Source organism: Pseudomonas sp. P8_229, from assembly GCF_034008635.1.
Lineage (GTDB): Bacteria > Pseudomonadota > Gammaproteobacteria > Pseudomonadales > Pseudomonadaceae > Aquipseudomonas.
The window spans coordinates 3,397,680-3,418,856 of sequence record NZ_CP125378.1; the positions used below are offsets into that span (position 1 = coordinate 3,397,680).

At 60.9% G+C, this 21,177-nt stretch carries 23 protein-coding genes and 1 pseudogene; 5 read left to right on the plus strand and 19 right to left on the minus strand.

The window, feature by feature from the left end:
• Positions 1–72 precede the first annotated feature (72 nt).
• Both QMK55_RS15420 and QMK55_RS15425 read left to right on the plus strand, forming a co-directional pair.
• Complete coding sequence (locus tag QMK55_RS15420) at positions 73–1,032, plus strand: amino acid ABC transporter permease (RefSeq protein WP_102358791.1); 960 nt, start codon at positions 73–75, stop codon at positions 1,030–1,032.
• On the plus strand, positions 1,025–1,759 hold the full coding sequence (locus tag QMK55_RS15425) for an amino acid ABC transporter ATP-binding protein (protein WP_102358792.1): 735 nt from the start codon (positions 1,025–1,027) through the stop codon (positions 1,757–1,759). The genes QMK55_RS15420 and QMK55_RS15425 overlap by 8 nt, the downstream gene beginning before the upstream one ends.
• Positions 1,760–1,881: 122 nt before the next feature.
• Here QMK55_RS15425 and QMK55_RS28625 read toward each other — a convergent pair whose 3' ends face one another.
• The 11 genes and pseudogenes from QMK55_RS28625 to ubiE all read right to left on the minus strand — a co-directional run bounded on the left by QMK55_RS28625 (position 1,882) and on the right by ubiE (position 9,940).
• Positions 1,882–2,754: a methyl-accepting chemotaxis protein gene (locus QMK55_RS28625; RefSeq protein ID WP_371859106.1), complete on the minus strand. Its 873-nt coding sequence runs from the start codon at positions 2,752–2,754 to the stop codon at positions 1,882–1,884.
• Positions 2,737–3,798: pseudogene (locus QMK55_RS28630) on the minus strand (methyl-accepting chemotaxis protein); the annotation flags it as partial. The pseudogene QMK55_RS28630 and the gene QMK55_RS28625, both read right to left, overlap by 18 nt.
• Positions 3,799–3,882: 84 nt before the next feature.
• Positions 3,883–4,590, minus strand: a complete 708-nt coding sequence (locus tag QMK55_RS15435) for a 16S rRNA (uracil(1498)-N(3))-methyltransferase (protein WP_102358794.1) — start codon at positions 4,588–4,590, stop codon at positions 3,883–3,885.
• Positions 4,587–5,378, minus strand: coding sequence for a twin-arginine translocase subunit TatC (gene tatC, locus QMK55_RS15440; RefSeq protein ID WP_102358795.1), 792 nt, complete (start codon positions 5,376–5,378; stop codon positions 4,587–4,589). The genes QMK55_RS15435 and tatC overlap by 4 nt, the downstream gene beginning before the upstream one ends.
• Positions 5,375–5,821: a Sec-independent protein translocase protein TatB gene (gene tatB / locus QMK55_RS15445; protein ID WP_320329504.1), complete on the minus strand. Its 447-nt coding sequence runs from the start codon at positions 5,819–5,821 to the stop codon at positions 5,375–5,377. Before tatB ends, tatC begins: the two co-directional genes overlap by 4 nt.
• Before the next feature lie 10 nt (positions 5,822–5,831).
• Positions 5,832–6,113, minus strand: coding sequence for a twin-arginine translocase TatA/TatE family subunit (locus tag QMK55_RS15450; protein ID WP_025110286.1), 282 nt, complete (start codon positions 6,111–6,113; stop codon positions 5,832–5,834).
• A gap of 25 nt (positions 6,114–6,138) precedes the next feature.
• A complete protein-coding gene (locus tag QMK55_RS15455; protein ID WP_003220849.1) occupies positions 6,139–6,471 on the minus strand; it encodes a phosphoribosyl-ATP diphosphatase in 333 nt (110 codons plus the stop codon).
• Entirely contained in the window at positions 6,464–6,865 is a 402-nt protein-coding gene (gene hisI, locus QMK55_RS15460) for a phosphoribosyl-AMP cyclohydrolase (RefSeq protein ID WP_007909357.1), read from the minus strand. The genes QMK55_RS15455 and hisI overlap by 8 nt, the downstream gene beginning before the upstream one ends.
• A gap of 80 nt (positions 6,866–6,945) precedes the next feature.
• Complete coding sequence (ubiB, locus tag QMK55_RS15465) at positions 6,946–8,550, minus strand: ubiquinone biosynthesis regulatory protein kinase UbiB (protein ID WP_102358797.1); 1,605 nt, start codon at positions 8,548–8,550, stop codon at positions 6,946–6,948.
• A complete protein-coding gene (locus QMK55_RS15470) occupies positions 8,547–9,170 on the minus strand; it encodes an SCP2 domain-containing protein (protein ID WP_320329505.1) in 624 nt (207 codons plus the stop codon). The genes ubiB and QMK55_RS15470 overlap by 4 nt, the downstream gene beginning before the upstream one ends.
• Positions 9,170–9,940: a bifunctional demethylmenaquinone methyltransferase/2-methoxy-6-polyprenyl-1,4-benzoquinol methylase UbiE gene (gene ubiE / locus QMK55_RS15475; RefSeq protein ID WP_003220857.1), complete on the minus strand. Its 771-nt coding sequence runs from the start codon at positions 9,938–9,940 to the stop codon at positions 9,170–9,172. The genes QMK55_RS15470 and ubiE overlap by 1 nt, the downstream gene beginning before the upstream one ends.
• A 166-nt stretch (positions 9,941–10,106) precedes the next feature.
• Here ubiE and QMK55_RS15480 point away from each other — a divergent pair, with 166 nt between their 5' ends.
• From QMK55_RS15480 to QMK55_RS15490, 3 genes are all read left to right on the plus strand, one after another.
• On the plus strand, positions 10,107–10,382 hold the full coding sequence (locus QMK55_RS15480) for a polyhydroxyalkanoic acid system family protein (protein ID WP_127648617.1): 276 nt from the start codon (positions 10,107–10,109) through the stop codon (positions 10,380–10,382).
• 244 nt (positions 10,383–10,626) lie between these two features.
• The gene (locus tag QMK55_RS15485) at positions 10,627–11,049 is read left to right on the plus strand and encodes a phasin family protein (RefSeq protein WP_025110281.1); all 423 of its coding nucleotides are present in this window, start codon (positions 10,627–10,629) and stop codon (positions 11,047–11,049) included.
• 10 nt (positions 11,050–11,059) lie between these two features.
• On the plus strand, positions 11,060–11,974 hold the full coding sequence (locus QMK55_RS15490) for a phasin family protein (RefSeq protein WP_320329506.1): 915 nt from the start codon (positions 11,060–11,062) through the stop codon (positions 11,972–11,974).
• 257 nt (positions 11,975–12,231) lie between these two features.
• Here QMK55_RS15490 and QMK55_RS15495 read toward each other — a convergent pair whose 3' ends face one another.
• From QMK55_RS15495 to QMK55_RS15530, 8 genes are all read right to left on the minus strand, one after another.
• A complete protein-coding gene (locus QMK55_RS15495) occupies positions 12,232–12,852 on the minus strand; it encodes a TetR/AcrR family transcriptional regulator (protein ID WP_102359145.1) in 621 nt (206 codons plus the stop codon).
• A gap of 30 nt (positions 12,853–12,882) precedes the next feature.
• Positions 12,883–14,565, minus strand: coding sequence for a class II poly(R)-hydroxyalkanoic acid synthase (phaC, locus tag QMK55_RS15500; RefSeq protein ID WP_320329507.1), 1,683 nt, complete (start codon positions 14,563–14,565; stop codon positions 12,883–12,885).
• Positions 14,566–14,701: 136 nt separating this feature from the next.
• Positions 14,702–15,556: a poly(3-hydroxyalkanoate) depolymerase gene (gene phaZ, locus QMK55_RS15505; RefSeq protein WP_102359147.1), complete on the minus strand. Its 855-nt coding sequence runs from the start codon at positions 15,554–15,556 to the stop codon at positions 14,702–14,704.
• Positions 15,557–15,781: 225 nt separating this feature from the next.
• Positions 15,782–17,461, minus strand: coding sequence for a class II poly(R)-hydroxyalkanoic acid synthase (gene phaC / locus QMK55_RS15510; RefSeq protein ID WP_320329508.1), 1,680 nt, complete (start codon positions 17,459–17,461; stop codon positions 15,782–15,784).
• Between the two features lie 258 nt (positions 17,462–17,719).
• Entirely contained in the window at positions 17,720–18,100 is a 381-nt protein-coding gene (locus QMK55_RS15515) for a gamma-butyrobetaine hydroxylase-like domain-containing protein (protein ID WP_102359149.1), read from the minus strand.
• Positions 18,101–18,304: 204 nt separating this feature from the next.
• Complete coding sequence (gene hslU, locus QMK55_RS15520; RefSeq protein WP_320329509.1) at positions 18,305–19,642, minus strand: ATP-dependent protease ATPase subunit HslU; 1,338 nt, start codon at positions 19,640–19,642, stop codon at positions 18,305–18,307.
• Positions 19,643–19,690: 48 nt separating this feature from the next.
• Positions 19,691–20,227, minus strand: coding sequence for an ATP-dependent protease subunit HslV (hslV, locus tag QMK55_RS15525; RefSeq protein ID WP_003220875.1), 537 nt, complete (start codon positions 20,225–20,227; stop codon positions 19,691–19,693).
• 233 nt (positions 20,228–20,460) lie between these two features.
• The gene (locus QMK55_RS15530) at positions 20,461–21,177 is read right to left on the minus strand and encodes an SPOR domain-containing protein (RefSeq protein ID WP_127648626.1); all 717 of its coding nucleotides are present in this window, start codon (positions 21,175–21,177) and stop codon (positions 20,461–20,463) included.

Consider the following 21,177-nt stretch of genomic DNA (forward strand, 5'->3'; position numbering starts at 1 on the left):
CAGGCAGGGACGCAGAGCGTCCCGAGCGGCATTCCCACGCAGAGCGTGGGAACGATCATCCGAGAACCTGCAATGAAACAGAAAAAAGTCCAATGGCCCTGGCACGTCCTCACCGTGCTGGTGCTGGTCGGCCTGGCGGGCGCGTTGTATTACGCCACGTCGCTGATGTCCTACGAATGGCGCTGGAATCGTGTGCCGCAGTACTTCGCCTATCAGGCCGAAGAAACCCAGCGTGCAACCGACATTTCCACCGTCACCGAACTGGTGCGCAAGGGCAGCAGCGCGCAAGTCACCCTGCGCAATGATGCGGGTGACGAGCAGCACCTGACCGTCGACGAGAACAGCCTGCAATTCGCCCAAGGCGACGATGTGGCCGAAGGCGACGTCGTGGGCGTAACCCGGCATTGGGCGGCAGGGCCGCTGATGTGGGGGCTGTGGACCACGCTGTGGCTGTCGGCGGTGTCTGGCGTGCTCGGGTTGCTGATCGGTCTGGTCACCGGGTTGTGCCGTCTGTCGAGCAACCCGACCCTGCGCGACCTGTCGAGCATCTACGTCGAACTGGTGCGCGGCACACCGCTGCTGGTGCAGATCTTCATTTTCTACTTCTTCATCGGCACGGTGATGAACCTGTCCCGTGAGTTCGCCGGGATCGCCGCGCTGTCGCTGTTCACGGGCGCTTACGTGGCCGAGATCATCCGTTCCGGCGTGCAGTCGATCGCCCGTGGGCAGAACGAAGCGGCGCGCTCGCTTGGTCTGAGCGCTGGCCAGTCGATGCGTCACGTGGTGCTGCCGCAAGCGTTCAAACGCGTGCTGCCGCCGCTGGCCGGGCAGTTCATCAGCCTGGTCAAGGACACCTCGTTGGTGTCGGTGATTGCAATTACCGAGCTGCTTAAAAGCGGTCGGGAAGTCATCACCACTTCATTCTCGCCGTTCGAAATCCTGTTCTGCGTCGCCGGCCTGTACCTGTTGATCAACCTGCCGCTGTCGAAAATCGCCAGCCGGCTTGAGCGGAGGCTCGCGCAAAGTGATTGAAGTCCGCGATCTGGTAAAAGTCTTCGACACCCGTGGTCAGGTAGTGCGGGCTGTGGATAACGTCACCACTTCAGTCGCCAAGGGCGAAGTGCTGGTGGTGATCGGCCCGTCCGGTTCGGGCAAATCGACCTTCCTGCGTTGCCTCAATGGCCTGGAAGCGTTCGACTCGGGCTCGGTGAGCATCGACGGCCTGCAACTGGCCGACCCGAAAACCGACGTCAACGCCTACCGCCGCGAAGTCGGCATGGTGTTCCAGCATTTCAACCTGTTCCCGCACATGACCGTGCTGGAAAACCTATGCCTGGCGCAGAAAGTCGTGCGCAAGCGCGGGAAGAAGGAAAGCGAGGCCAAGGCCTTGGCGTTGCTGGAAAAGGTCGGTATTGCGCAGAAGGCTCGGGAATATCCGTCACGCCTGTCCGGCGGACAGCAACAGCGCGTGGCGATTGCCCGGGCGCTGGCGATGGATCCGAAAGTGATGCTGTTCGACGAGCCGACGTCGGCCCTCGACCCGGAAATGGTCGGTGAAGTGCTGGATGTGATGAAGAACCTGGCCGTGGAAGGCATGACCATGGTCTGTGTCACCCACGAAATGGGCTTCGCTCGGGAAGTGGCGGATCGGGTGCTGTTCTTCGATCACGGTAAACTGCTGGAAGATGCCTCGCCGGCGGAGTTCTTCGATGCACCGAAGGATCCGCGCGCGCAGGCCTTCCTGCGTCAAGTCTTATAGTCGCTGATCGTTCCCACGCTCCGCGTGGGAATGCCGCCCGGGACGCTCCGCGTCCCTTTGTATGCGCGACGCGGAGCGTCGCAGGATGCATTCCCACGCAGAGCGTGGGAATGATCGTTGGGCTAGACCTTGAAGCGACCCACCAGCATCTGCAGATGCGTCCCCAATCGCGCCAGCTCAACACTCGACGCAGCAGTCTCTTCACTCGCTGCCGACGTCTGATCCGATACATCCCGCACATTCAGCACGCTACGGTTGATCTCCTCGGCCACGGCACTCTGCTGCTCGGCCGCTGCGGCGATCTGCTGGTTCATCGCCTGAATCGCCGACACGGTGCGGGTGATGCTTTCCAGTGAGCCACCGGCGCGGCGCGTCAGTTCGACGCTGCTGTCGGTCAGGCTGCGGCTGTTGTCCATGATCGTTGCCACTTGCTGAGTGCCGTTCTGCAGGCCGACGATCAGCTCTTCGATCTCTTCAGTGGACTTCTGCGTGCGCTGGGCGAGGCTGCGCACTTCGTCGGCGACCACTGCGAAACCACGTCCGGCCTCACCGGCACGGGCCGCTTCGATCGCCGCGTTAAGCGCCAGCAGGTTGGTTTGTTGGGCCACGGACTTGATCACGTCGAGCACGCTGCCGATCTTGTCGCTTTCGCGCTTGAGCTCACCCATGGCCTCGGTGGAGTGGCCGACTTCAAGCGCCAGACGCTCGATCTGCGCGATCGCTTCGCCGACAACTTTGTCGCCTTCACGGGCTTGTTGGTCAGCGGCGACGGCAGCTTCGGAAGCCTCCTCGGCGTTACGCGCAACTTCCTGCACAGTGGCGGCCATTTCGTTCATGGCGGTGGCGACCTGGTCGGTCTCGATTTTCTGATTATTGACCCCGGCGCTGGTCTGCTCGGTGACGGCCGACAATTCCTCAGCCGCGCTGGCGATCTGGGTGACGCCGTCGCTGATGCCGCCGATCAGGTCGCGCAGGCCTTGGGTCATGCTCTGCATCGAGCGCTGCAACTGGCCGAGTTCGTCGCGGCGCTGCGAGACCAGGTTGTGGGTCAGGTCACCAGCGGCAACGCGCTCGGCGACTTTCAGGGTCTGGTTCAGCGGAATGATGATCTGCCGGGTGATCGCCCAGGCGGCCAGCAAACCGAAGGCCACGGCCAGCAGGGTGGCGATGATCAACTGGTTCTTGGCGCTGGCGGCGTCGGTGTCACGCACCACGGTCTGCGATTCGGTGAGTTGCTTGCTGACGTCGAGCAGGATATCGCCCTGGGTCGACATGCGCGCCAGGGCCTTGGCACTGGCAACCTGCGAGTCGCGGAACTGGCTGACTGCCGCGCGATAAGCCTTGAGCGAGTCGGTGGCCTGCTGCAGGTTGGCGATGTGCTGCTCGGGCAGTTTGGCCGGCAGGGTTTCAAGGTTTTTCAGGGCATTGTCGATGGCGTCGAGCGCAGGTTGCTCAGCTTCGGTCTTGCCGCTGTAGGTGTAGCCGCGCACCTGGAAGCGCGCTTGCTGGATCAGTTTGCTCAGGTCGATCACCGCATTGAACTGCGCAACGCTGTCGCCCTGGAGCATGGATTTCTCCACCTCGGCGACCTTGGCCACGGCGTTGTCGGCGGTGGCGCCGAGTTTGCTGCGGGCGTCTTCGCGGTTGGCCCCGGCCTGCACCATGTCGGCGAAGGCGCGTTTGTATTCGGCGACGGCGGCCAGCTGTTGGTCGACCTTGGCGGCGTCGGACGGTTGTTCGATCAGGCCGCGTGCGGTTTGCAGGCCGCTGTCGAGTTTGCCCAGCAGGTCGTTGACCGCGCCCGGGCCTTGCTCGCCGCGACGCATTTCATAGTCCAGGCGCGCCAGGCGCAGGTCTTTGGTCAGTTCGTTGAGGCTGGAGATAAAACCCAGCTTGTCGCCGCGGCTGATAATGCCACCCATGCCGGTCCAGCCGGTGAAGGTGATCAGCAGGGTGAGCAACAGCACCAGGCCGAAACCGATCCCCAGCTTGCGTTTGACGCTGACGTTCCCAAGATTCTCGGCTAACCAACGGTACATGCGACGACTCCCCTCGGACCACTAATTGGACTTATGGGGACTGTATCGGCTGGATGATGGCAATCTGTAACCCGATTTGCCGGGTTAGAACAGGCGGGCGAGCAGGGCGGTGACGGCGGTTTCGACACGCAGGATGCGCTCGCCCAGTTGCACCGGTTGCAGGCCGGACTTGCCCAGCAGATCGATTTCGTAGGGGATCCAGCCACCTTCGGGGCCGATCGCCAGCGTTACCGGTTCGCTTAATGCCCGTGGGCACGGCGGGTAATTGCCGGGATGGCCGACGAGGCCGAGAGTGCCTTCGCTAATCGCCGGCAGGCGATCTTCGACGAACGGCTTGAAGCGCTTCTCGATGATGATTTCCGGCAGCACGGTATCGCGGGCCTGTTCGAGGCCGAGGATCAGATTCTCGCGAATCGCTTCCGGCTCCAGGAACGGCGTCTGCCAGAAACTCTTCTCGACCCGGTAGCTGTTGACCAGAATCACTTTCGACACGCCCATGGTCGCCACGGTCTGGAACACCCGTCGCAGCATCTTCGGGCGCGGCAGTGCCAACACCAGGGTCAGCGGCAGCTTGGCCGGCGGTGGCTGATCGAGGCTGACGCGCAATTCGGCTTCGCCAGCCTCAAGGCGCAGTAGCTCGGCCGAACCCATCAAGCCGTTGATGCGCCCGACCCGCAGGCTGTCACCGACTTCGGAGCGATGCACTTCCTGCATGTGGGTCAGGCGTCGATCACGCAGCACGACACGGTCGGCCGCGATGAAGTCGGCCTCTTCGAGCAACAGCAGGTTCATGCCTGGGTCGCTGGCGGCTGGTCGTTGTGATCGTCGGCCGGGTTCTCGTCCGGACGTTCGCGCTTGCTGATCAGGCCACCGAACAGAATGCCGATTTCAAACAGCATCCACATCGGCACGGCCAGCAGGGTCTGCGAGAAGATGTCCGGCGGGGTGAGGATCATGCCGACCACGAAGCAGCCGATGATCACGTACGGGCGGATCTTCTTCAGGTATTTGACGTCGACCACGCCGATCCACACCAGCAGCACCACGGCCACCGGGATCTCGAACGCGACGCCAAAGGCGAAGAACAGGGTCATCACGAAGTCGAGGTAACTGGTGATGTCGGTCATCATTTCCACGCCGGCCGGGGTGGCGGCGGCGAAGAACTTGAAGATCAGCGGGAACACGAAGTAATAGGCGAACGCCATGCCGGTGTAGAACAGCAGGATGCTGGACACCAGCAGCGGCACCGCGATGCGCTTCTCATGTTTGTACAGGCCCGGTGCGATGAAGCCCCAGATCTGATGCAGGATCACAGGGATCGCGAGGAACAGCGAGACCATCATCGTCAGCTTCAACGGCGTCAGGAACGGCGACGACACGTCGGTAGCGATCATCGTCGCGCCGGCCGGCAGATAGTGGCGCAGCGGCGTCGAGACGAAGGTGTAGATCTGCTGGGTGAAGGCGAACAACCCGGCGAAGATGATGAACACCGCCGCGACGCAACGCAGCAGGCGGGTGCGCAACTCGGTGAGGTGCGATACCAGCGGCATGTGCTGGTCGTTTTCGGGAAGATCGCTCATGGGGCTCGCGGCGGCAATGTAGGGTCGTGAGGGGCCGGTGTTGTCGGCGCGGCGGGTGCAGCTACGTGTTCAACGGAGTTTTCTGTAACCGCAGGCGCCGCTTCTGTCGGCACTACAACGGAAACCGGAGCCGCGGGCGTGGTCGGCGCATGAATCGTCTGCTCGCCCACGTGCTCGACCGGCGTCGGCTCCTGCTGAACCGGCGTGAAAATCTTCCGCGCCTCCTGCTCCAGCGACAGAATGTGCTCGTTGTGCAGTTGCCGACGGATCTCGTCGGCACCGATTTCACGCTCAACTTCCTGTTTGATCGCGTTGAAGCTGCGCTTCAGCCGCCCGACCCACAGGCCGGCGGTGCGCGCAGCGCCCGGCAGACGCTCGGGGCCCAGCACCAGCAGGGCAACGAGGCCGACGAGCAGCAGTTCAGAGAAGCTGATACCAAACATTAGTCAGTGCTCACACGTCTTTGCGGATCGGCTCTTCGACTTTCTGCGCCTGCACGTCGATGGTGTGCGGCGGGTTGGCCTGAGCGGTGGCTTGCGGCTGTACCGGTGGTACCGGTTGCGCAGGCGTTACGGTCGGATCGGCGGCCGCTTTCTCGTCGTCGTTCATGGCTTTGCGAAAGCCCTTGATCGACTCACCGACGTCGGTGCCGAGGTTTTTCAGCTTTTTGGTGCCGAACACCAGCACCACGACTACCAGAATGACGATCCAGTGTTTCCAGTCAAAAATGCCCATGTTGCTGTTCCTCTCTAAAAATTGTTCAGGCGGACGGACGCGAGGCTTTCTCGACGTGTCCGGACAGGCCGAAGCGACGATCCAGTTCATCCAGCACGGCCTGCGGATGCTGCCCCAGTTGGGCGAGCATGACCATGCTGTGGAACCACAGGTCGGCGGTTTCGTAGATCACATCGCTGCAGTCACCGCTGATGGCGGCGTCCTTGGCGGCAATAATGGTTTCGACCGACTCTTCGCCGACTTTCTCCAGAATCTTGTTCAGGCCCTTGTGATACAGACTAGCTACATATGAGCTGTCGGCCGCTGCGCCTTTGCGCTCTTCGAGCACCTGGGCCAGACGAGTCAGGGTGTCACTCATGTTTGTGTCCTGCGGAGTAGATTGCGTGCGGGTCTTTCAGAACCGGGTCGACTGTCTTCCAGTCGCCGTTTTCGAAGACACGGTAAAAGCAGCTTTGACGGCCGGTATGGCAAGCGATGTCGCCGATCTGTTCAACCATCAGGATGATCACGTCGGCATCACAGTCCAGACGCATTTCATGCAGGGTCTGCACATGGCCGGACTCTTCGCCCTTGCGCCACAGCTTGCCACGAGAACGTGACCAGTAGATGGCACGGTTTTCTGCCGCGGTCAGCTCAAGGGCTTCGCGGTTCATCCAGGCCATCATCAGCACGCGTCCGGTCTTGTGATCCTGGGCAATCGCCGGCACCAGGCCATCAGCGTCCCACTTGATCTCGTCCAGCCAGTTTTTCATCTTCGACTCCGACAGCGAACCCGTACTTCAATAGTCGGGTTCAGGCGTTGAAACAGTGTGCCAGCCGATCAGCAAACTGGCTATCGGCGAACGACCAGATACAAGCCGACTGCCACCATGATGCCGGCCGGCCAATGCCCCAGTTCGTTCAGCGGGCCACCGGCAGCGAGGATGGTGCCGCCCGCCAGATGCGCACTGCCGAGCAGACGCAGGAACCAGTCGTCCTTGCGTTTGTGCCACGGTGGCGGTGGGTCGTTGGCGTGCGGCTGGGACATGCGTTCGAGCAGATCGCGGGCCATGTTGGCCAGGTGCGGCAGCTGTTCGAACTGGCTCTGCACGTTGCCGATCAAGGCTTTCGGGCTGACGCGCTCGCGCATCCAGCGTTCGAGGAACGGCTGCGCGGTGTTCCACAGATCCAGATCCGGGTACAGCTGACGGCCGAGGCCTTCGATGTTCAGCAGGGTCTTTTGCAGCAGCACCAGCTGCGGCTGCACTTCCATGTTGAAGCGCCGCGCAGTCTGGAACAGGCGCATCAGCACCTGGCCAAAAGAAATATCTTTTAACGGTTTTTCGAAGATCGGCTCGCACACAGTACGGATCGCCGCTTCGAATTCGTTGAGTTTGGTTTCCGCCGGTACCCAGCCCGAATCGATGTGCAATTGCGCCACGCGACGATAGTCGCGCTTGAAGAAGGCGAACAGGTTGCGCGCCAGATAGTCCTGGTCTTCCGGGGTCAGGCTGCCGACGATGCCGCAGTCGATCGCAATGTACTGCGGGCTCCACGGGTTGACGGTGCTGACGAAGATGTTGCCCGGGTGCATGTCGGCGTGGAAAAAGCTGTCGCGGAACACCTGGGTGAAGAAAATCTCCACGCCGCGCTCGGCGAGCATCTTCATGTCGGTGCGCTGGTCGGCGAGGGTCGCCAGATCCGTCACCTGAATCCCGTAGATGCGCTCCATCACCAGCACTTTCGGTCGGCACCAGTCCCAATAGACTTGCGGCACGTAGAGCAGCGGCGAGCCTTCGAAGTTGCGCTTGAGCTGGCTGGCGTTGGCCGCCTCGCGCAACAGGTCGAGTTCGTCGTAGATGGTTTTTTCGTAGTCCTGCACCACGTCCACCGGGTGCAGCAGGCGTGCGTCGGCGGAGACTTTTTCGGCGGCGCGGGCGAGGATGAACAGCCACGCGAGATCCTGCGCGATGATCGGCTTCAAACCCGGGCGGATCACCTTGACCACCACTTCTTCGCCGGTTTTCAGCTGCGCGGCATGCACCTGCGCCACCGAGGCCGAGGCCAGCGGTTCGACGTCAAAGCGGCTGAACACTTCGCTGATCTTCTTGCCCAGCTGTTCTTCGATCAGCTTGATCGACAGCTGCGAATCGAACGGCGGCACGCGGTCCTGCAGCAGCATCAGCTCATCGGCGATATCTTCCGGCAGCAGGTCGCGGCGGGTCGAGAGAATCTGCCCGAACTTGATGAAGATCGGCCCCAGGTCCTGCAACGCCAGACGCAGACGCGCGCCACGGCTCAGGTCCAGCGGCTTGCGCGGGAACCAGCGCCACGGCAGCACATAGCGCAGCGCCAGGAGAAACCAGGGCAGCGGCAGATCGAACAGCAGGTCATCGAGGCGGTAGCGGATCACGACGCGCTGGATGCGCAACAGACGGCGGACGGCAAGCAGCTTCATGCGTTATCGCTTGGGTCGAGGGATCGGGAAAGGCGCTCGAAACGCGCCTCGAGACGTTCCAGATCAAGTTTGATCCGGTCCAGTTCGCTGAACCGCGCTTCGGCTTCGCGCTGCCCGACGAGGGTGCGCGATTCTTCGGCGAGGTATTCGGCGAGGTTCTGGTTGAGGCTGGCAAATCCTTGTTGATACCAGCGTGCGCGGCTGCGCAGATGACCGCCGACCAGTTGCGTGGCGACCGGACCCAGCCAGCGCGAGAGTTCGTACTCCCAGTCCAGCTTCAGGTCCTGCAGCACACCGGCCAGCTCCAGCAGCACACCGCTGTCGCCATCAAGTTCGACTTCCGGGCCGTGCAGCACCGCGGTCTTGTCTTTGCTCACGGCCAGTTTCACCAGGCTCGACGCGGGTGCACGCAGGGTGCAGTCGACACCGGTTTCCCAGTGTGAGGCCAGCATCAGACCTTCATCGCTCGGCAGGATGAACAGTTGCAGCGCCGGGCTGCGGCAATCGACGGCAATCACCTTGCCGGTCAGATGCGCCAGTCGCGGCAGCACCGTGCTGTCGAGACGCAGCACCCGGTTCAGACCGAGTTCGACGCTGGCGAGCAGCCCGGTGAGCAACATCAGGGCTTGATACCACGGTGCAGGGCGACAATGCCTGCGGTCATGTTGTGGTAGGTCACGCGGTCGAAACCGGCGTCGACCATCATCGACTTCAGGGTTTCCTGATTCGGGTGCATGCGGATCGATTCGGCCAGGTAGCGATAGCTTTCCGAGTCGTTGGTGATCAGTTTGCCCATCAGCGGCATGAAAGCGAACGAGTAAGCGTCGTAAGCCTTGGACATCAGCGCGTTGGTCGGCTTGGAGAACTCCAGCACCAGCAGGCGACCACCAGGCTTGAGCACGCGCAGCATCGAGCGCAGGGCGTCTTCTTTATGCGTCACGTTGCGCAGGCCGAAGGCGATGGTCACGCAGTCGAAGTGGTTGTCCGGGAACGGCAGCTTTTCGGCGTCCGCCTGAACGAATTCGACGTTGCCCGATACACCCAGATCCAGCAGGCGGTCACGACCGACCTTGAGCATCGATTCGTTGATGTCGGCCAGTACGACCTGACCGGTAGGGCCGACCAGGTGCGAGAATTTTTTGGTCAGGTCACCGGTACCGCCGGCGATGTCCAGCACGCGGTTACCGCTGCGAACGCCCGACAGTTCGATCGCAAAACGCTTCCACAGACGGTGCATGCCGCCCGACAGAAGGTCGTTCATCAGGTCGTACTTCGCGGCTACCGAGTGGAAAACCTCAGCGACTTTTTCCGCTTTCTGGCTTTCCGGAACGTTTTTGAAGCCGAAGTGTGTGGTGGGTTCGGCATCGCTGCCTTTGCGCTGATCAGTCATATCGCTGTCACCAAAAGAGAATGCGCGACATTCTAATCCCCAAGCCATGCTTTGTCTTGGAATGGCTAAAGGTAAGATGGGCAACCTTCGGGACGATTTGCCGCAGTAGTGGTCAAGATTTACCGACACGTATTCATAGCCCCATTCAAAAAGCAGGAGTCATTCAATGGCCAAAATCAGTGTTGAGCGTGCGCACAACCTGGGTAAGGAAGCCGCCCGCGAGAAGGCCGACAAGCTGGCGCAAAAACTCTCCGATCAATATGGCCTGGAGCCGCAATGGTCGGGCGACACGCTCAACCTCAAGCGTTCGGGCGTGAAAGGCGCAGTGCATGTGGCCGACGATTCGATCCGCGTCGACGTCGAGCTGGGCCTGATGATGTCGGCCATGAGCGGCATGATCAAAGCCGAGATCGAGAAGGCCCTCGACAAAGCGCTGGTCTGATTTCAGCCTGAAATGCGATGCGCCTGTAGGAGTGAGCCTGCTCGCGATAGCGGTCTTTCAGTCGACATTATTTTTGACTGATACACCGCTATCGCGAGCAGGCTCACTCCTACATTTGTTTTGTGTACGGCCTGAGGTTCATGTCAGTTGTTAGGGTGCCGTTTCTAATTTTTCTCCCTACTTTGTGCCTGAGCCCGACACATCTGCGGGCAGTTCCTCAAACCTTCTGCGCGTGAGGTGCACCATGGCCAAAGTAATTCTGAAGAAAAAAATCGATGCGTCGACTTCTGCTCTGAGCGACGTCAAATCCTATGCCCGCAAGATCTGGCTGGCAGGCCTGGGTGCCTACGCCAAGGTCGGCCAAGAGGGCAGCGAGTACTTTCAGGAGTTGATCAAGGCTGGTCAAACTGTTGAAAAGAAAGGCAAAAAAGCCGTCACCGAAAAACTCGAAGCGGCCAATGCCGAGATCGATGAAGCCAAGAGCGAAGTCAGCTCGTTCAAAGGTCGCGTCGAAGTTCAGCTCGACAAGGTCGAGAAGGCGTTTGACTCCCGTGTAGCAAGCGCCTTGAATCGTATCGGCATTCCGTCTAAACATGACGTTGAGACACTCTCTGCTAAGCTCGATGAGCTGACGGCATTGCTCGAACGCGTCGCGCGTAAATCTTAAGGAGAACGGGATGGCTGGTAAAAAGAACACCGATAAAGAAGGCAGCTCGTGGATTGGGAAAGTCGAAGACTACTCCCGCAAAATCTGGCTGGCTGGTTTAGGCGTGTACTCGAAGATCGACACTGACGGCAGCAAGCTCTTCGAGACACTGGTCAAAGACGGCGAGAAAGCCGAGAAGCTCACCAAGTCTGCAGTCGGCAAGAAAGTCGATGCCGCCAAGGATTCCGCTTCTTCGGCCAAGTCGCGCATCAGCGGCGTGAAAGATCGCGCACTGGGCAAGTGGGACGAGCTGGAAGGGGCTTTCGACAAGCGCCTGAACAGCGCGATTTCGCGCCTGGGTGTGCCAAGCCGCAATGAAGTCAAAGCGCTGCACAGCAAGGTTGAAACCCTGACCAAGCAGATCGAGAAACTCACCGGTCTGAAAACCCAGCCTGTAGCGGCGAAAACCGCTGCGGCCAAACCGGCAGCCAAGACGGCTGCAGCCAAGCCTGCGGCTAAAACGGCTGCCAAGCCACTGGCTAAAGCGCCTGCCAAACCTGCTGCGAAAGCAGCGGCCAAGCCTGCTGCCAAAACCGCAGCGGCAAAACCTGCCGCTAAAACCGCCGCCGCCAAGCCAGCAGCAAAAGCTGCAGCAAAACCGGTAGCCGCCAAAGCTGCTGCGAAACCAGCCGCCAAGCCAGCAGCGAAAACCGCTGCCGCCAAACCGGCTGCCAAGCCTGCCGCCAAACCGGCTGCGGCGAAAAAACCGGCAGTGAAAAAACCGGCCGCACCGAAAGCCGCTGCGCCGAAACCGGCAGTAGCGGCTGCAGCCAAGCCAGCTACCCCGGCAGCTGCGGTCAGCGCGTCGAATTCGGCCGCTGCGCCGACTCCGGTGGCTACCCCGACTGTTGCATCGACCCCGTCGACGCCAACCAGTCAGTCCTGATTTATCAGGGCAAAACAAAACGCCCGGCCTGTGAAGGTCGGGCGTTTTTGTTTGTGCCGTTTTTAAAGCTTACCCTCACCCCATACACTCCCCGAGGGAGAGGGGGCCGACCGAGGTGTCTTGCGTCGTACGTCGACCTGAACGATCGAGTCGATTATGGATTCAACAAAACCCGTTCAGGTCGGTGTAGCTCATCAGCATCCCCCAATCAGTCCCCTCTCCCTCTGGGAGAGGGCTAGGGTGAGGGGCTTTTGATTTCAGTCGTGATCTTCAAGGTACTGCAGGGCCATCCGCTCAGTCGCCACTTTCACCGGCGGCAGCAAATGCGGCGCGACCAACATCATGATCTGGTAGACGACTAATCGAACTTCCCCTTCACGATCAAGAATCCGCTGATAGTCCAGCGAGAACAGCAGGGTCATGGTGATCTGCTCGACCAATTGACCCAGCGCCTGAGTGTCGCTGACCAACTGCCCCGAGGCTTTCAAGCGCGCCAGCAATGACGCCAGCGTGCGCTTCAGGGCGTTGAGCAGGTTACGAATACCTTTCGCCAGTTTCGGCAGGCGCCCGGCGAGGTTCGACAGGTCCTGGAACAGAAAACGGTACTGCGCCAGGCGTTCGACGATCAAATGCAGAAACAGCCAGTAATCCTCCGGCGCCAGCTCGACATCCGACGGTGGGTCGAGCAGTGGCGCCAGTTCATTCTGGAAGCGCTCGAACAGGCCGAGAATCAACGGCTCCTTGCCGTGAAAGTGGTAGTAGAGGTTGCCGGGGCTGATCCCCATTTCATTGGCAACTTCCATGGTGGAAACGTTGGGTTCACCCTTTTCGTTGAACAGTTGCAGGGCACATTCGAGAATCCGGTCGCGGGTTTTCATCCAGTCTTCTTAGAAAAGTTCGGTTAAGCGTCAGCGCACATGCACGTAGGTGCCGGGTGCCGCCTCCATCGGTGGATAGTTCGGGTTGCCGAGGGTCATCAAAGTCTCGCGCTGGGCGCCGGAGCGTTGCTGAATCCATTCCAGCCACTGTGGCCACCAACTGCCGTCGACGCGTTTGGCGTCGTAGTACCAGGCGCGCGGGTCGCTGCTCAGCTTGCCGTTTTCGACATAACTGGCTTTGGGGTTGCTGGGTGGGTTGAGGATGCTTTGCACGTGACCGCTGCTGGACAGGACGAAGCGCCGCTCGCCACCGAGCAACAGTGTTGAGCGATACACCGCGTCCCACGGCGTGATGTGGTCGTTCATGCCGGCCACGCTGAAGCTGTCGACGGTGACTTTCTGCAGGTCGATCGGCGTACCGCAGACTTCCAGGCCGCCCGGGTGGGTCAGCGGGTTGTGCTTGAAGAAGTCCAGCAGGTCGCCATGGAATGCGGCGGGCAGGCGCGTGTTGTCATTGTTCCAGTAGAGGATGTCGAACGCCGGCGGCTCTTTGCCCAACAGGTAGTTGTTGACGAAGTAGCTCCAGATCAAATCGTTGGGCCGCATCCAGGCGAACACTTTGGCCATGTCGCGACCGTCCAGCACGCCTTTCTGATAGGAGCGGCGCTTGGCCGCTTCGATGGTCTGTTCGTCGGCGAACAGGGTGGTCGGGGTTTCGATCTGGCTGTCGAGCAGGCTGACCAGATAGGTCGCACTGGAGATCCGTCGCAGCTGGCGTTTGGCTTGCAGATGTCCTTGCAGCGCGGCGATGGTCAGGCCACCGGCGCAGGCGCCCATCAGGTTGACGTCGCGGGCGCCGGTGATTGCCCGGCAGACGTTCATCGCTTCTTCCACCGCCTCGACATAGGTCGACAGACCCCATTCGCGATGGCGCACGTCCGGGTTGCGCCAACTGATCATGAAGGTCTGCAAGCCGTTTTTCAGCGCGTACTGGACGAAGCTGTTATGCGGGCTGAGGTCGAAAATGTAGTACTTGTTGATTTGCGGCGGCACCACCAGCAGCGGCTTGGCGTACTGTTTCTCGCTCATCGGCTTGTACTGGATCAACTCGAGCATTTCGTTGCGAAACACCACGGCGCCGGTGGTGGTGGCGACGGTCTTGCCGACTTCGAATGCCTGTTTGGTGACCTGGCGCGGCAGGCCGTCGTTGTGCAGCAGATCATCGAACAGATGGCTCAGGCCGCGCACCAGGCTGTGGCCGCCGGAGTTGAACAGCTCCTTGATCGCCAGCGGATTGAGCAGGGTGTTGGAGGGCGCGACGGCGTCGTTGAGCAGCGTGAACGCGAAGTGCGCGCGGGCGCGGTCGTCCTCGCTCATGCTGCTTTCGTCGATCCAGCTCTTGACCTGTTTCTGCCAGGCCAGATAGGCCTGCAGGCTGCGCCGGTAGAACGGGTTGAGGCTCCATGCCGGGTCGGTGAACCGCGTATCTTGCGGGTTGGTCGGGTGCAGGGTCTCACCGAGCAACACGCGACCGAGCTGGCCGCCGAGTTTCAAGGCGTGCCTGGCACTGTGCAGGGGGTTGCGCAGGCCGTGGGCAGCGACGCTGCGCAGCGTCGAGATCAGGTCGCGGCCACGCAGGCCGGTCATTGCACTTTGTGCATTGATGAACACGGCGGGACTGGGCACTACGCCCGTCGCAGGTTTGTCGCGCATGACTCAACACTCCTTCGTCTTCAGGTCAAAAACAAACTCACCGAACCAGAACACCATAGTCGCTGTTACGGGTTGCTGCCTGCGCGGCGTCCTGCCACGCACTGATAAAGCCCTGCATAAAGCCTGCCGCTGCGGTTTATCCGCCCAGAGGTGTCGGATGCGGGTGCATCACGGCGCGCTGTCGTTCCTCCTCAAGGAATTTCATGATGATCGGCGCCACCGCTTCGGCGCGGGTGATCAGGAACAGATGACCGTCGTCGATGATGTGCAGCTGGGCGTTGGGAATCCGCCAGGCGAGCATGCGCATGTTGATCAGCGGGATCAGTGGATCGTCGTCGCCGGCCAGCACCAGCGTCGGCTGATGAATCTTGTGCAGCCAGTGAATGCTGGTCCAGCCGAGGCCTGCGAACAGTTGCCAGTAGTAACCGAGCTTGCCCGCCGAACGCACCTTGGCCGCATGGCTGGCAGCCAGCGTCGGGTCGCGGCGGAACGAGCCGCCGTAGATCAGCGGCGCGATACGGATCACGTGCGATGGCTGGATGTAGCGCCGGGGACTGGCCATCATCCACAGCACTTTCGGCTTGCCCGGTACCATGAAGGCACCGGCTGCAGTCGCCGCCAGCACCAGTTTCTTGCAGCGTTCGGGGTAGTCGTGGGCGAACTGCTGCGCCAGCGCTCCACCCCAGGACACGCCGATGACGTTGACCTGACCGTAGTCGAGGTAATCGAGCATCCGCGAGGTCAGCTTCGCCAGCCCGGGAAAGCGATACGGCCGGCTCGGCGTCGACGAGCCGCCGACACCGGGCACGTCGAAGGCGATCACTTCCAGATCCGGGTCCAGCGCCGCGACAAACGGAAACACCAGCTCCAGGTTGGCGCCAATGCCGTTGAATATCAGCAAGGGCGTCAAGTGAGGCTTGCCGGGGCGTACCGCGGTGCGGATGGTCTGCCCATCCAGATCGACGGTACGGAAAATGAACGGTTGCGGCATGCTTCAGGCCCTGTGGATTTCAAGTACCCCCGATCCCCTCTGTGGGCGTGAACTCTGTGGCGAGGGGATTTATCCCCGATCGGCTGCGCAGCAGTCGCAAAATCATCACACGCGGTTTTTCAGAAATACCGCGTCAGCTAGTTTTGGAGCCGCTTCGCTGCCCATCGGGGATAAATCCCCTCACCACAAGTTCATCCCACAATTTGGGGAGGCGGGTGGTGTCAGTTACCGCTCGTGAACGTAAGTGCCCGGCGAAGCCTCGCCCGCCGGATACGCCTTGTTGCCCAGTTTCAGTGGGGCCTTTCTCAGATCGCCCGAGCGCTCGGCCTGCCACGCCTGCCAGTACAGCCACCAGGAATCGGTGTGTTTGGCCGAGTTCTCTTGCCATTCGTCGGCATTGGCGGCCATGCCTTCGCTGGTCATGTAACGCGATTTCGGGTTGCCCGGCGGGTTCAGAATGCTCTGGATATGCCCGCTGCTCGACAGCACGAACTCTACCTTGCCGCCAAACAGCTGCGCCGACTTGTAGCAGGACTTCCACGGGGTGATGTGGTCGTTGGTGCCGGCCAGCGAGAAGATGTCGGCCGTGACCTGCTTGAGGTCGATCGGCGTGCCGCACACTTCCAGTGCATTGGGGCGGATCAGTGGATTATTTTTGAACATCTCGATCAGGTCGCCGTGGAACGCGGCCGGCAACCGTGTGGTGTCATTGTTCCAGAACAGGATGTCGAACACCGGCGGCTCGTTGCCGAGCAGGTAGTTGTTGACCCAGTAGTTCCAGATCAGATCGTTGGGGCGCATCCACGCGAAGACCTTGGCCATGTCCTTGCCTTCGAGCACGCCGGCCTGATACGAGTGGCGCTTGGCGGTCTCCAGGGTCTGCTCGTCGACGAACAGGGCGACGTCGCTGTCCAGGGTGGTGTCGAGCACGCTGACCAGCAGGGTCAGGGCGTTGACCTTCTTCTCGCCGAGCGCGGCGTAGTGGCCGAGCAGGGCGGTGCAGGTGATACCGCCGGAGCAGGCGCCCAGCATGTTCACGTCTTTGCTGCCGGTGATTGCCGTGACCACGTCGACCGCTTCCTTGAGCGCATCGATGTAGGTCGACAGGCCCCATTCGCGCTGGGCCTTGGTCGGGTTGCGCCAGCTGACGATGAAGGTCTGCACGTTATGGCGCAGGCAGAAACGCGCCAGGCTCTTGTCCGGGCTCAAATCGAATACGTAGAACTTGTTGATCTGTGGCGGCACGACGAGCAACGGTCGCTCGTGGACCTGCTCGGTGATCGGCTTGTACTGGATCAGCTCCAGCACGTCGTTGCGAAACACCACTGCGCCTTCGGTCACGCCCAGGCTCTTGCCGACCTCGAATGCGCCCATGTTGACCTGGCTCGGCATGCCGCCGTTGTGCACCAGATCCTTGGCCAGATGCGAGAGACCGTCGAGCAGGCTTTTGCCGCCGGTCTCGAAGAAGCGTTTGACCGCCGCGGGGTTGGCCGCCGTGTTGGTCGGGGCCATGGCTTCGGTCATCAGGTTGATCACGAAGTGGCCGCGGGCGATGTCTTTGGGTGACAGGCTGCTGTCATCGATCCAGGAATGGAGCTCCTTGCGCCACGCCAGGTAGGTTTGCAGATAACGTTTATAGAGCGGGTTCTGGCTCCAGGCCGGATCGGCGAAGCGACGGTCATCGCTGGCCGGTTGCAGTTCGGATTTGCCGAACAGCACGTTCTTCAGTTCGAGACCGAAATGGGTCACGTGTTTGACGCTATGGATCGGTTGTTTGATGGCCTGGGACAGCACCATTCGAGCAGAGGCCAGCAGATCCTTTCCGCGCAGCCCAACGACGGGATTAAGCCCCAGGGTGTTTTCCGAGGCTTGGTACTTCAGGTCATCGTTATTCTTGTTACTCATCTACGACGCTCCATTGTCCTGAGACGAGTACCCGGTTTTCTGCTGTGCAGTTCCACAGCCAATGCCAGGTACTACTGCTCGGGTGACCGTTAATTCTGCATAGCTGCTTTACAGTCGTATAGCACTGCAGGGAACTTGCCAGCTCCATTGGTTACCCGAGTTTAATTTTTTTCGCAAGCAGGCCGATCCTCGGCCACACAGCAGAGCATTCAAACAGATGAATTTAGAAAATGCCCTCTAAAGAGCAAGAGTCTCGGACTAGAGCATCAGCTTGACGATCGACTCGTCCGGATCGCGGGTTTTTCCGGCGGCTTTGAGCTCGGCCAGATAGTCGGCCCAGAGTGCGTCATAACGTCGCCCCAGCTCGTAGAGGTATTCCCAGGTGAACAAGCCGCTGTCGTGACCGTCGTCGAAGGTCAGTTTCAGTGCGTAGTGACCGGCCGGTTCCAGCTTGCTCAGGCCGACGTTGAGCTTGCCGAATTGCAGGATCGGTTTGCCGTGGCCCTGGACCTCGGCGGAGGGGGAATGCACGCGCAGGAATTCGGCGGGCAGGGTGTATTCCTCGCCGGATGCGTAGGTGAGCGTCAGGGTTTTCGAGGCTTTGTGCAGTTTGATGTCGGTGGGGATCGTGTTGGTCATGGGGCCAGTCATCCGTCTGAAAAGAGGCCCTGTGTCAGCGGACCCTTGTGGCGAGGAAATTTATCCCCGATCGGCTGCGCAGCAGTCGCAAAATCATCACACGCGGTGTCTCAGAACTACCGCGTCAGCTGGTTTTGGGGCCGCTTCGCTGCCCATCGGGGATAAATCTCCTCACCACAAAAGCCCGCCCACACAGAAGGTGACCTACAGGATATAACGGGACAGGTCTTCGTTCTGCGCCAATTCGCCCAGGTGGCTGTTGACGTATTCGGCGTCGATCAGAATCGGCTTCTCATCGTGGGTGCTGGCCAGGTCGCCGGCACTGAACGACACCTCTTCCAGCAGACGCTCAAGCAGCGTGTGCAGGCGACGGGCACCGATGTTCTCGGTCTTCTCGTTGACCTGCCAGGCTATCTCCGCCAGACGCTTGATGCCTTCGGGCTGGAACTGGATGTTCAGGCCTTCGGTTTTCAGCAGCGCGCAGTATTGCTCGGTGAGCGAGGCGTGCGGTTCGCTGAGGATGCGTTCGAAGTCTTCCGGGCTCAGCGCCTTGAGTTCGACGCGGATCGGCAGACGGCCCTGCAGTTCCGGCACCAGATCGCTCGGCTTGCTCAGGTGGAACGCACCGGAGGCGATGAACAGGATGTGGTCGGTCTTGACCATGCCCAGCTTGGTGTTGACGGTGCAGCCTTCGATCAGCGGCAGCAGGTCGCGCTGTACGCCTTCGCGGGACACATCGGCACCGCCGACATTGCCGCGTTTGGCGACCTTGTCGATCTCGTCGATGAACACGATGCCGTGCTGCTCGACCGCTTCCAGCGCCTTGGCCTTCAACTCTTCTTCGTTGACCAGGCGGCCAGCCTCTTCGTCGCGCACCAGCTTCAGCGCTTCCTTGACCTTGAGCTTGCGGGCCTTTTTCTTGCCCTTGCCCATGTTGGCGAACAGGTTCTGCAACTGGCTGGTCATCTCTTCCATGCCTGGCGGCGTGGCGATTTCGATGCCGGACACTTCAGCGACTTCGATCTCGATTTCCTTGTCGTCCAACTGACCTTCGCGCAGGCGCTTGCGGAACAGTTGGCGGGTGTTGGAATCGGTGCTCGGGGTTTCTTCATTGCTGAAGCCCATGCGCGCCGGTGGCAGCAGCGCGTCGAGGATGCGATCCTCGGCGGCGTCTTCGGCGCGGTGACGCACGCGGGTCATTTCCTGCTCGCGCAGCATCTTGATCGCGGCGTCGGCCAGATCACGGATGATCGATTCGACGTCACGGCCAACGTAGCCGACTTCGGTGAACTTGGTCGCCTCGACCTTGATGAACGGCGCGTTGGCCAGTTTCGCCAAGCGACGGGCAATTTCGGTTTTACCGACACCGGTCGGGCCGATCATCAGGATGTTCTTCGGGGTCACTTCAACACGCAGCTCTTCAGGCAGCTGCATGCGGCGCCAGCGGTTGCGCAAGGCAATCGCGACGGCGCGCTTGGCATCGTCCTGGCCGATGATGTGGCGGTTGAGTTCGTGGACGATTTCGCGGGGAGTCATGGACATAATAATTGACGGTCCTCAAGCAGAAACAAGCCGTGGCACAAGGCCGACTCAGGCTTCTTCAGCGAGATCCTGCTCCTCAATGGTCTGAGTGTGGTTGGTGAATACACAGATGTCGGCGGCGATACCGAGAGCGGTTTCGACGATTTCACGGGCCGACAGGTCGGTCTTTTTCAGCAGTGCGCTGGCTGCAGCCTGGGCGTAACCGCCACCGGAACCCATGGCGATCAGGCCGTTTTCGGGTTCGACCACGTCACCGTTGCCGGTGATGATCAGCGAGGCGTCCTTGTTGGCGACCGCGAGCATGGCTTCAAGGCGGCTGAGGGAGCGGTCGGTGCGCCATTCTTTGGCGAGTTCGACAGCGGCGCGGATCAGGTGGCCCTGATGTTTCTCGAGCTGGCCTTCGAAACGTTCGAAGAGCGTAAAGGCGTCGGCGGTGGCACCGGCGAAACCGGCGATGACCTGGCCGTGGTACAGACGGCGAACTTTCTTCGCGTTGCCTTTCATGACGGTGTTGCCCAGAGAAACCTGGCCGTCGCCGCCCATGACGACTTTGCCGTGGCGGCGGACTGAAACGATGGTGGTCAAGGGAAGAGTCTCCACACAGCGGGGCGAAAGTGCCTTATGCCCATTCATATGGGGGTGCTGGAGAGGATTTCAACCGTAGCGCAGGAGATGGGACGAGCGGTGTCTTGTATTTTGATCGTTCCCACGCTCTGCGTGGGAATGCAGCCCGGGACGCTCCGCGTCCCTTCACTGCTGGGCCGCAGAGCGTCCCTTGAGGCGTTCCCACGCAAAGCGTGGGAACGATCGGCCGAGCTTCAGCGGCTCTGGCGTTGTTGTAACAACAAATTGCTGAAGCCGCTGCCCGCCAGTTGTTTCTGCGCGGTGGTCAGTTGTTCGCGGTTGCTGAACGGGCCGACCAATACGCGGTACCAGGTTTCGTCCTTCACCGTGCCCGACTCAACCGAAACGGCCTGGCCGAGCAGAATGATCTGCGCCCGAACCTTGTCCGCATCCGCCTCTTTGCGGAACGAGCCGGCCTGGAGGAAGAACTTGGTCACAGGTGCGGCCTTGCTCACCGGTGGCGCTGGCGGCGGGGTGATCCCGGCCAGGGCTGCCTGAGCGCGCGCGGTGTCGATCTTCGCCGCTTCCGCCGGGGTCACCGGAGTCGTCGGGATGTTCGGCACTTGTGGCGTCGGCAGAGTCTTCTCCGGCACCGCATCCGGCGGCACGATCACTTCCGATTCCGGCAGCAGGGTGTAGAAGTCGTACTTCGGCTTCACCGGTTGCGTCGGGCTCGGCGGGGTCTTGTTGGCCTCGGCGATCTTCGACGCTTTCTGCTGTTGCGCTTGCTCGACTTTCTCGCGTTTGACCGTGTCGCTGCCCTTGCCCGGCTCCAGTTTCATCAGGAACACGATGAACGCACCGACCGTCAGGCCGATGGCCATCCACAGCCAACCCGGGATCGGTTGCTTTGCAGGAGCTTGGTAACGGCTGGCGCCACGCTTGGGTGCAGGTTTTTTCTTGGCAGCCAA

Bases quoted from the DNA above. Each gene is read 5' to 3' on its own strand.
- QMK55_RS15420 (WP_102358791.1), top strand. From the start codon at position 73: ATGAAACAGAAAAAAGTCCAATGGCCCTGGCACGTCCTCACCGTGCTG.
- QMK55_RS28625 (WP_371859106.1), bottom strand. From the start codon at position 2,754: ATGCAGAGCATGACCCAAGGCCTGCGCGACCTGATCGGCGGCATCAGC.
- QMK55_RS15435 (WP_102358794.1), bottom strand. From the start codon at position 4,590: ATGAACCTGCTGTTGCTCGAAGAGGCCGACTTCATCGCGGCCGACCGT.
- tatC (WP_102358795.1), bottom strand. From the start codon at position 5,378: ATGAGCGATCTTCCCGAAAACGACCAGCACATGCCGCTGGTATCGCAC.
- tatB (WP_320329504.1), bottom strand. From the start codon at position 5,821: ATGTTTGGTATCAGCTTCTCTGAACTGCTGCTCGTCGGCCTCGTTGCC.
- QMK55_RS15450 (WP_025110286.1), bottom strand. From the start codon at position 6,113: ATGGGCATTTTTGACTGGAAACACTGGATCGTCATTCTGGTAGTCGTG.
- QMK55_RS15455 (WP_003220849.1), bottom strand. From the start codon at position 6,471: ATGAGTGACACCCTGACTCGTCTGGCCCAGGTGCTCGAAGAGCGCAAA.
- hisI (WP_007909357.1), bottom strand. From the start codon at position 6,865: ATGAAAAACTGGCTGGACGAGATCAAGTGGGACGCTGATGGCCTGGTG.
- ubiB (WP_102358797.1), bottom strand. From the start codon at position 8,550: ATGAAGCTGCTTGCCGTCCGCCGTCTGTTGCGCATCCAGCGCGTCGTG.
- QMK55_RS15470 (WP_320329505.1), bottom strand. From the start codon at position 9,170: ATGTTGCTCACCGGGCTGCTCGCCAGCGTCGAACTCGGTCTGAACCGG.
- ubiE (WP_003220857.1), bottom strand. From the start codon at position 9,940: ATGACTGATCAGCGCAAAGGCAGCGATGCCGAACCCACCACACACTTC.
- QMK55_RS15480 (WP_127648617.1), top strand. From the start codon at position 10,107: ATGGCCAAAATCAGTGTTGAGCGTGCGCACAACCTGGGTAAGGAAGCC.
- QMK55_RS15485 (WP_025110281.1), top strand. From the start codon at position 10,627: ATGGCCAAAGTAATTCTGAAGAAAAAAATCGATGCGTCGACTTCTGCT.
- QMK55_RS15490 (WP_320329506.1), top strand. From the start codon at position 11,060: ATGGCTGGTAAAAAGAACACCGATAAAGAAGGCAGCTCGTGGATTGGG.
- QMK55_RS15495 (WP_102359145.1), bottom strand. From the start codon at position 12,852: ATGAAAACCCGCGACCGGATTCTCGAATGTGCCCTGCAACTGTTCAAC.
- phaC (WP_320329507.1), bottom strand. From the start codon at position 14,565: ATGCGCGACAAACCTGCGACGGGCGTAGTGCCCAGTCCCGCCGTGTTC.
- phaZ (WP_102359147.1), bottom strand. From the start codon at position 15,556: ATGCCGCAACCGTTCATTTTCCGTACCGTCGATCTGGATGGGCAGACC.
- phaC (WP_320329508.1), bottom strand. From the start codon at position 17,461: ATGAGTAACAAGAATAACGATGACCTGAAGTACCAAGCCTCGGAAAAC.
- QMK55_RS15515 (WP_102359149.1), bottom strand. From the start codon at position 18,100: ATGACCAACACGATCCCCACCGACATCAAACTGCACAAAGCCTCGAAA.
- hslU (WP_320329509.1), bottom strand. From the start codon at position 19,642: ATGTCCATGACTCCCCGCGAAATCGTCCACGAACTCAACCGCCACATC.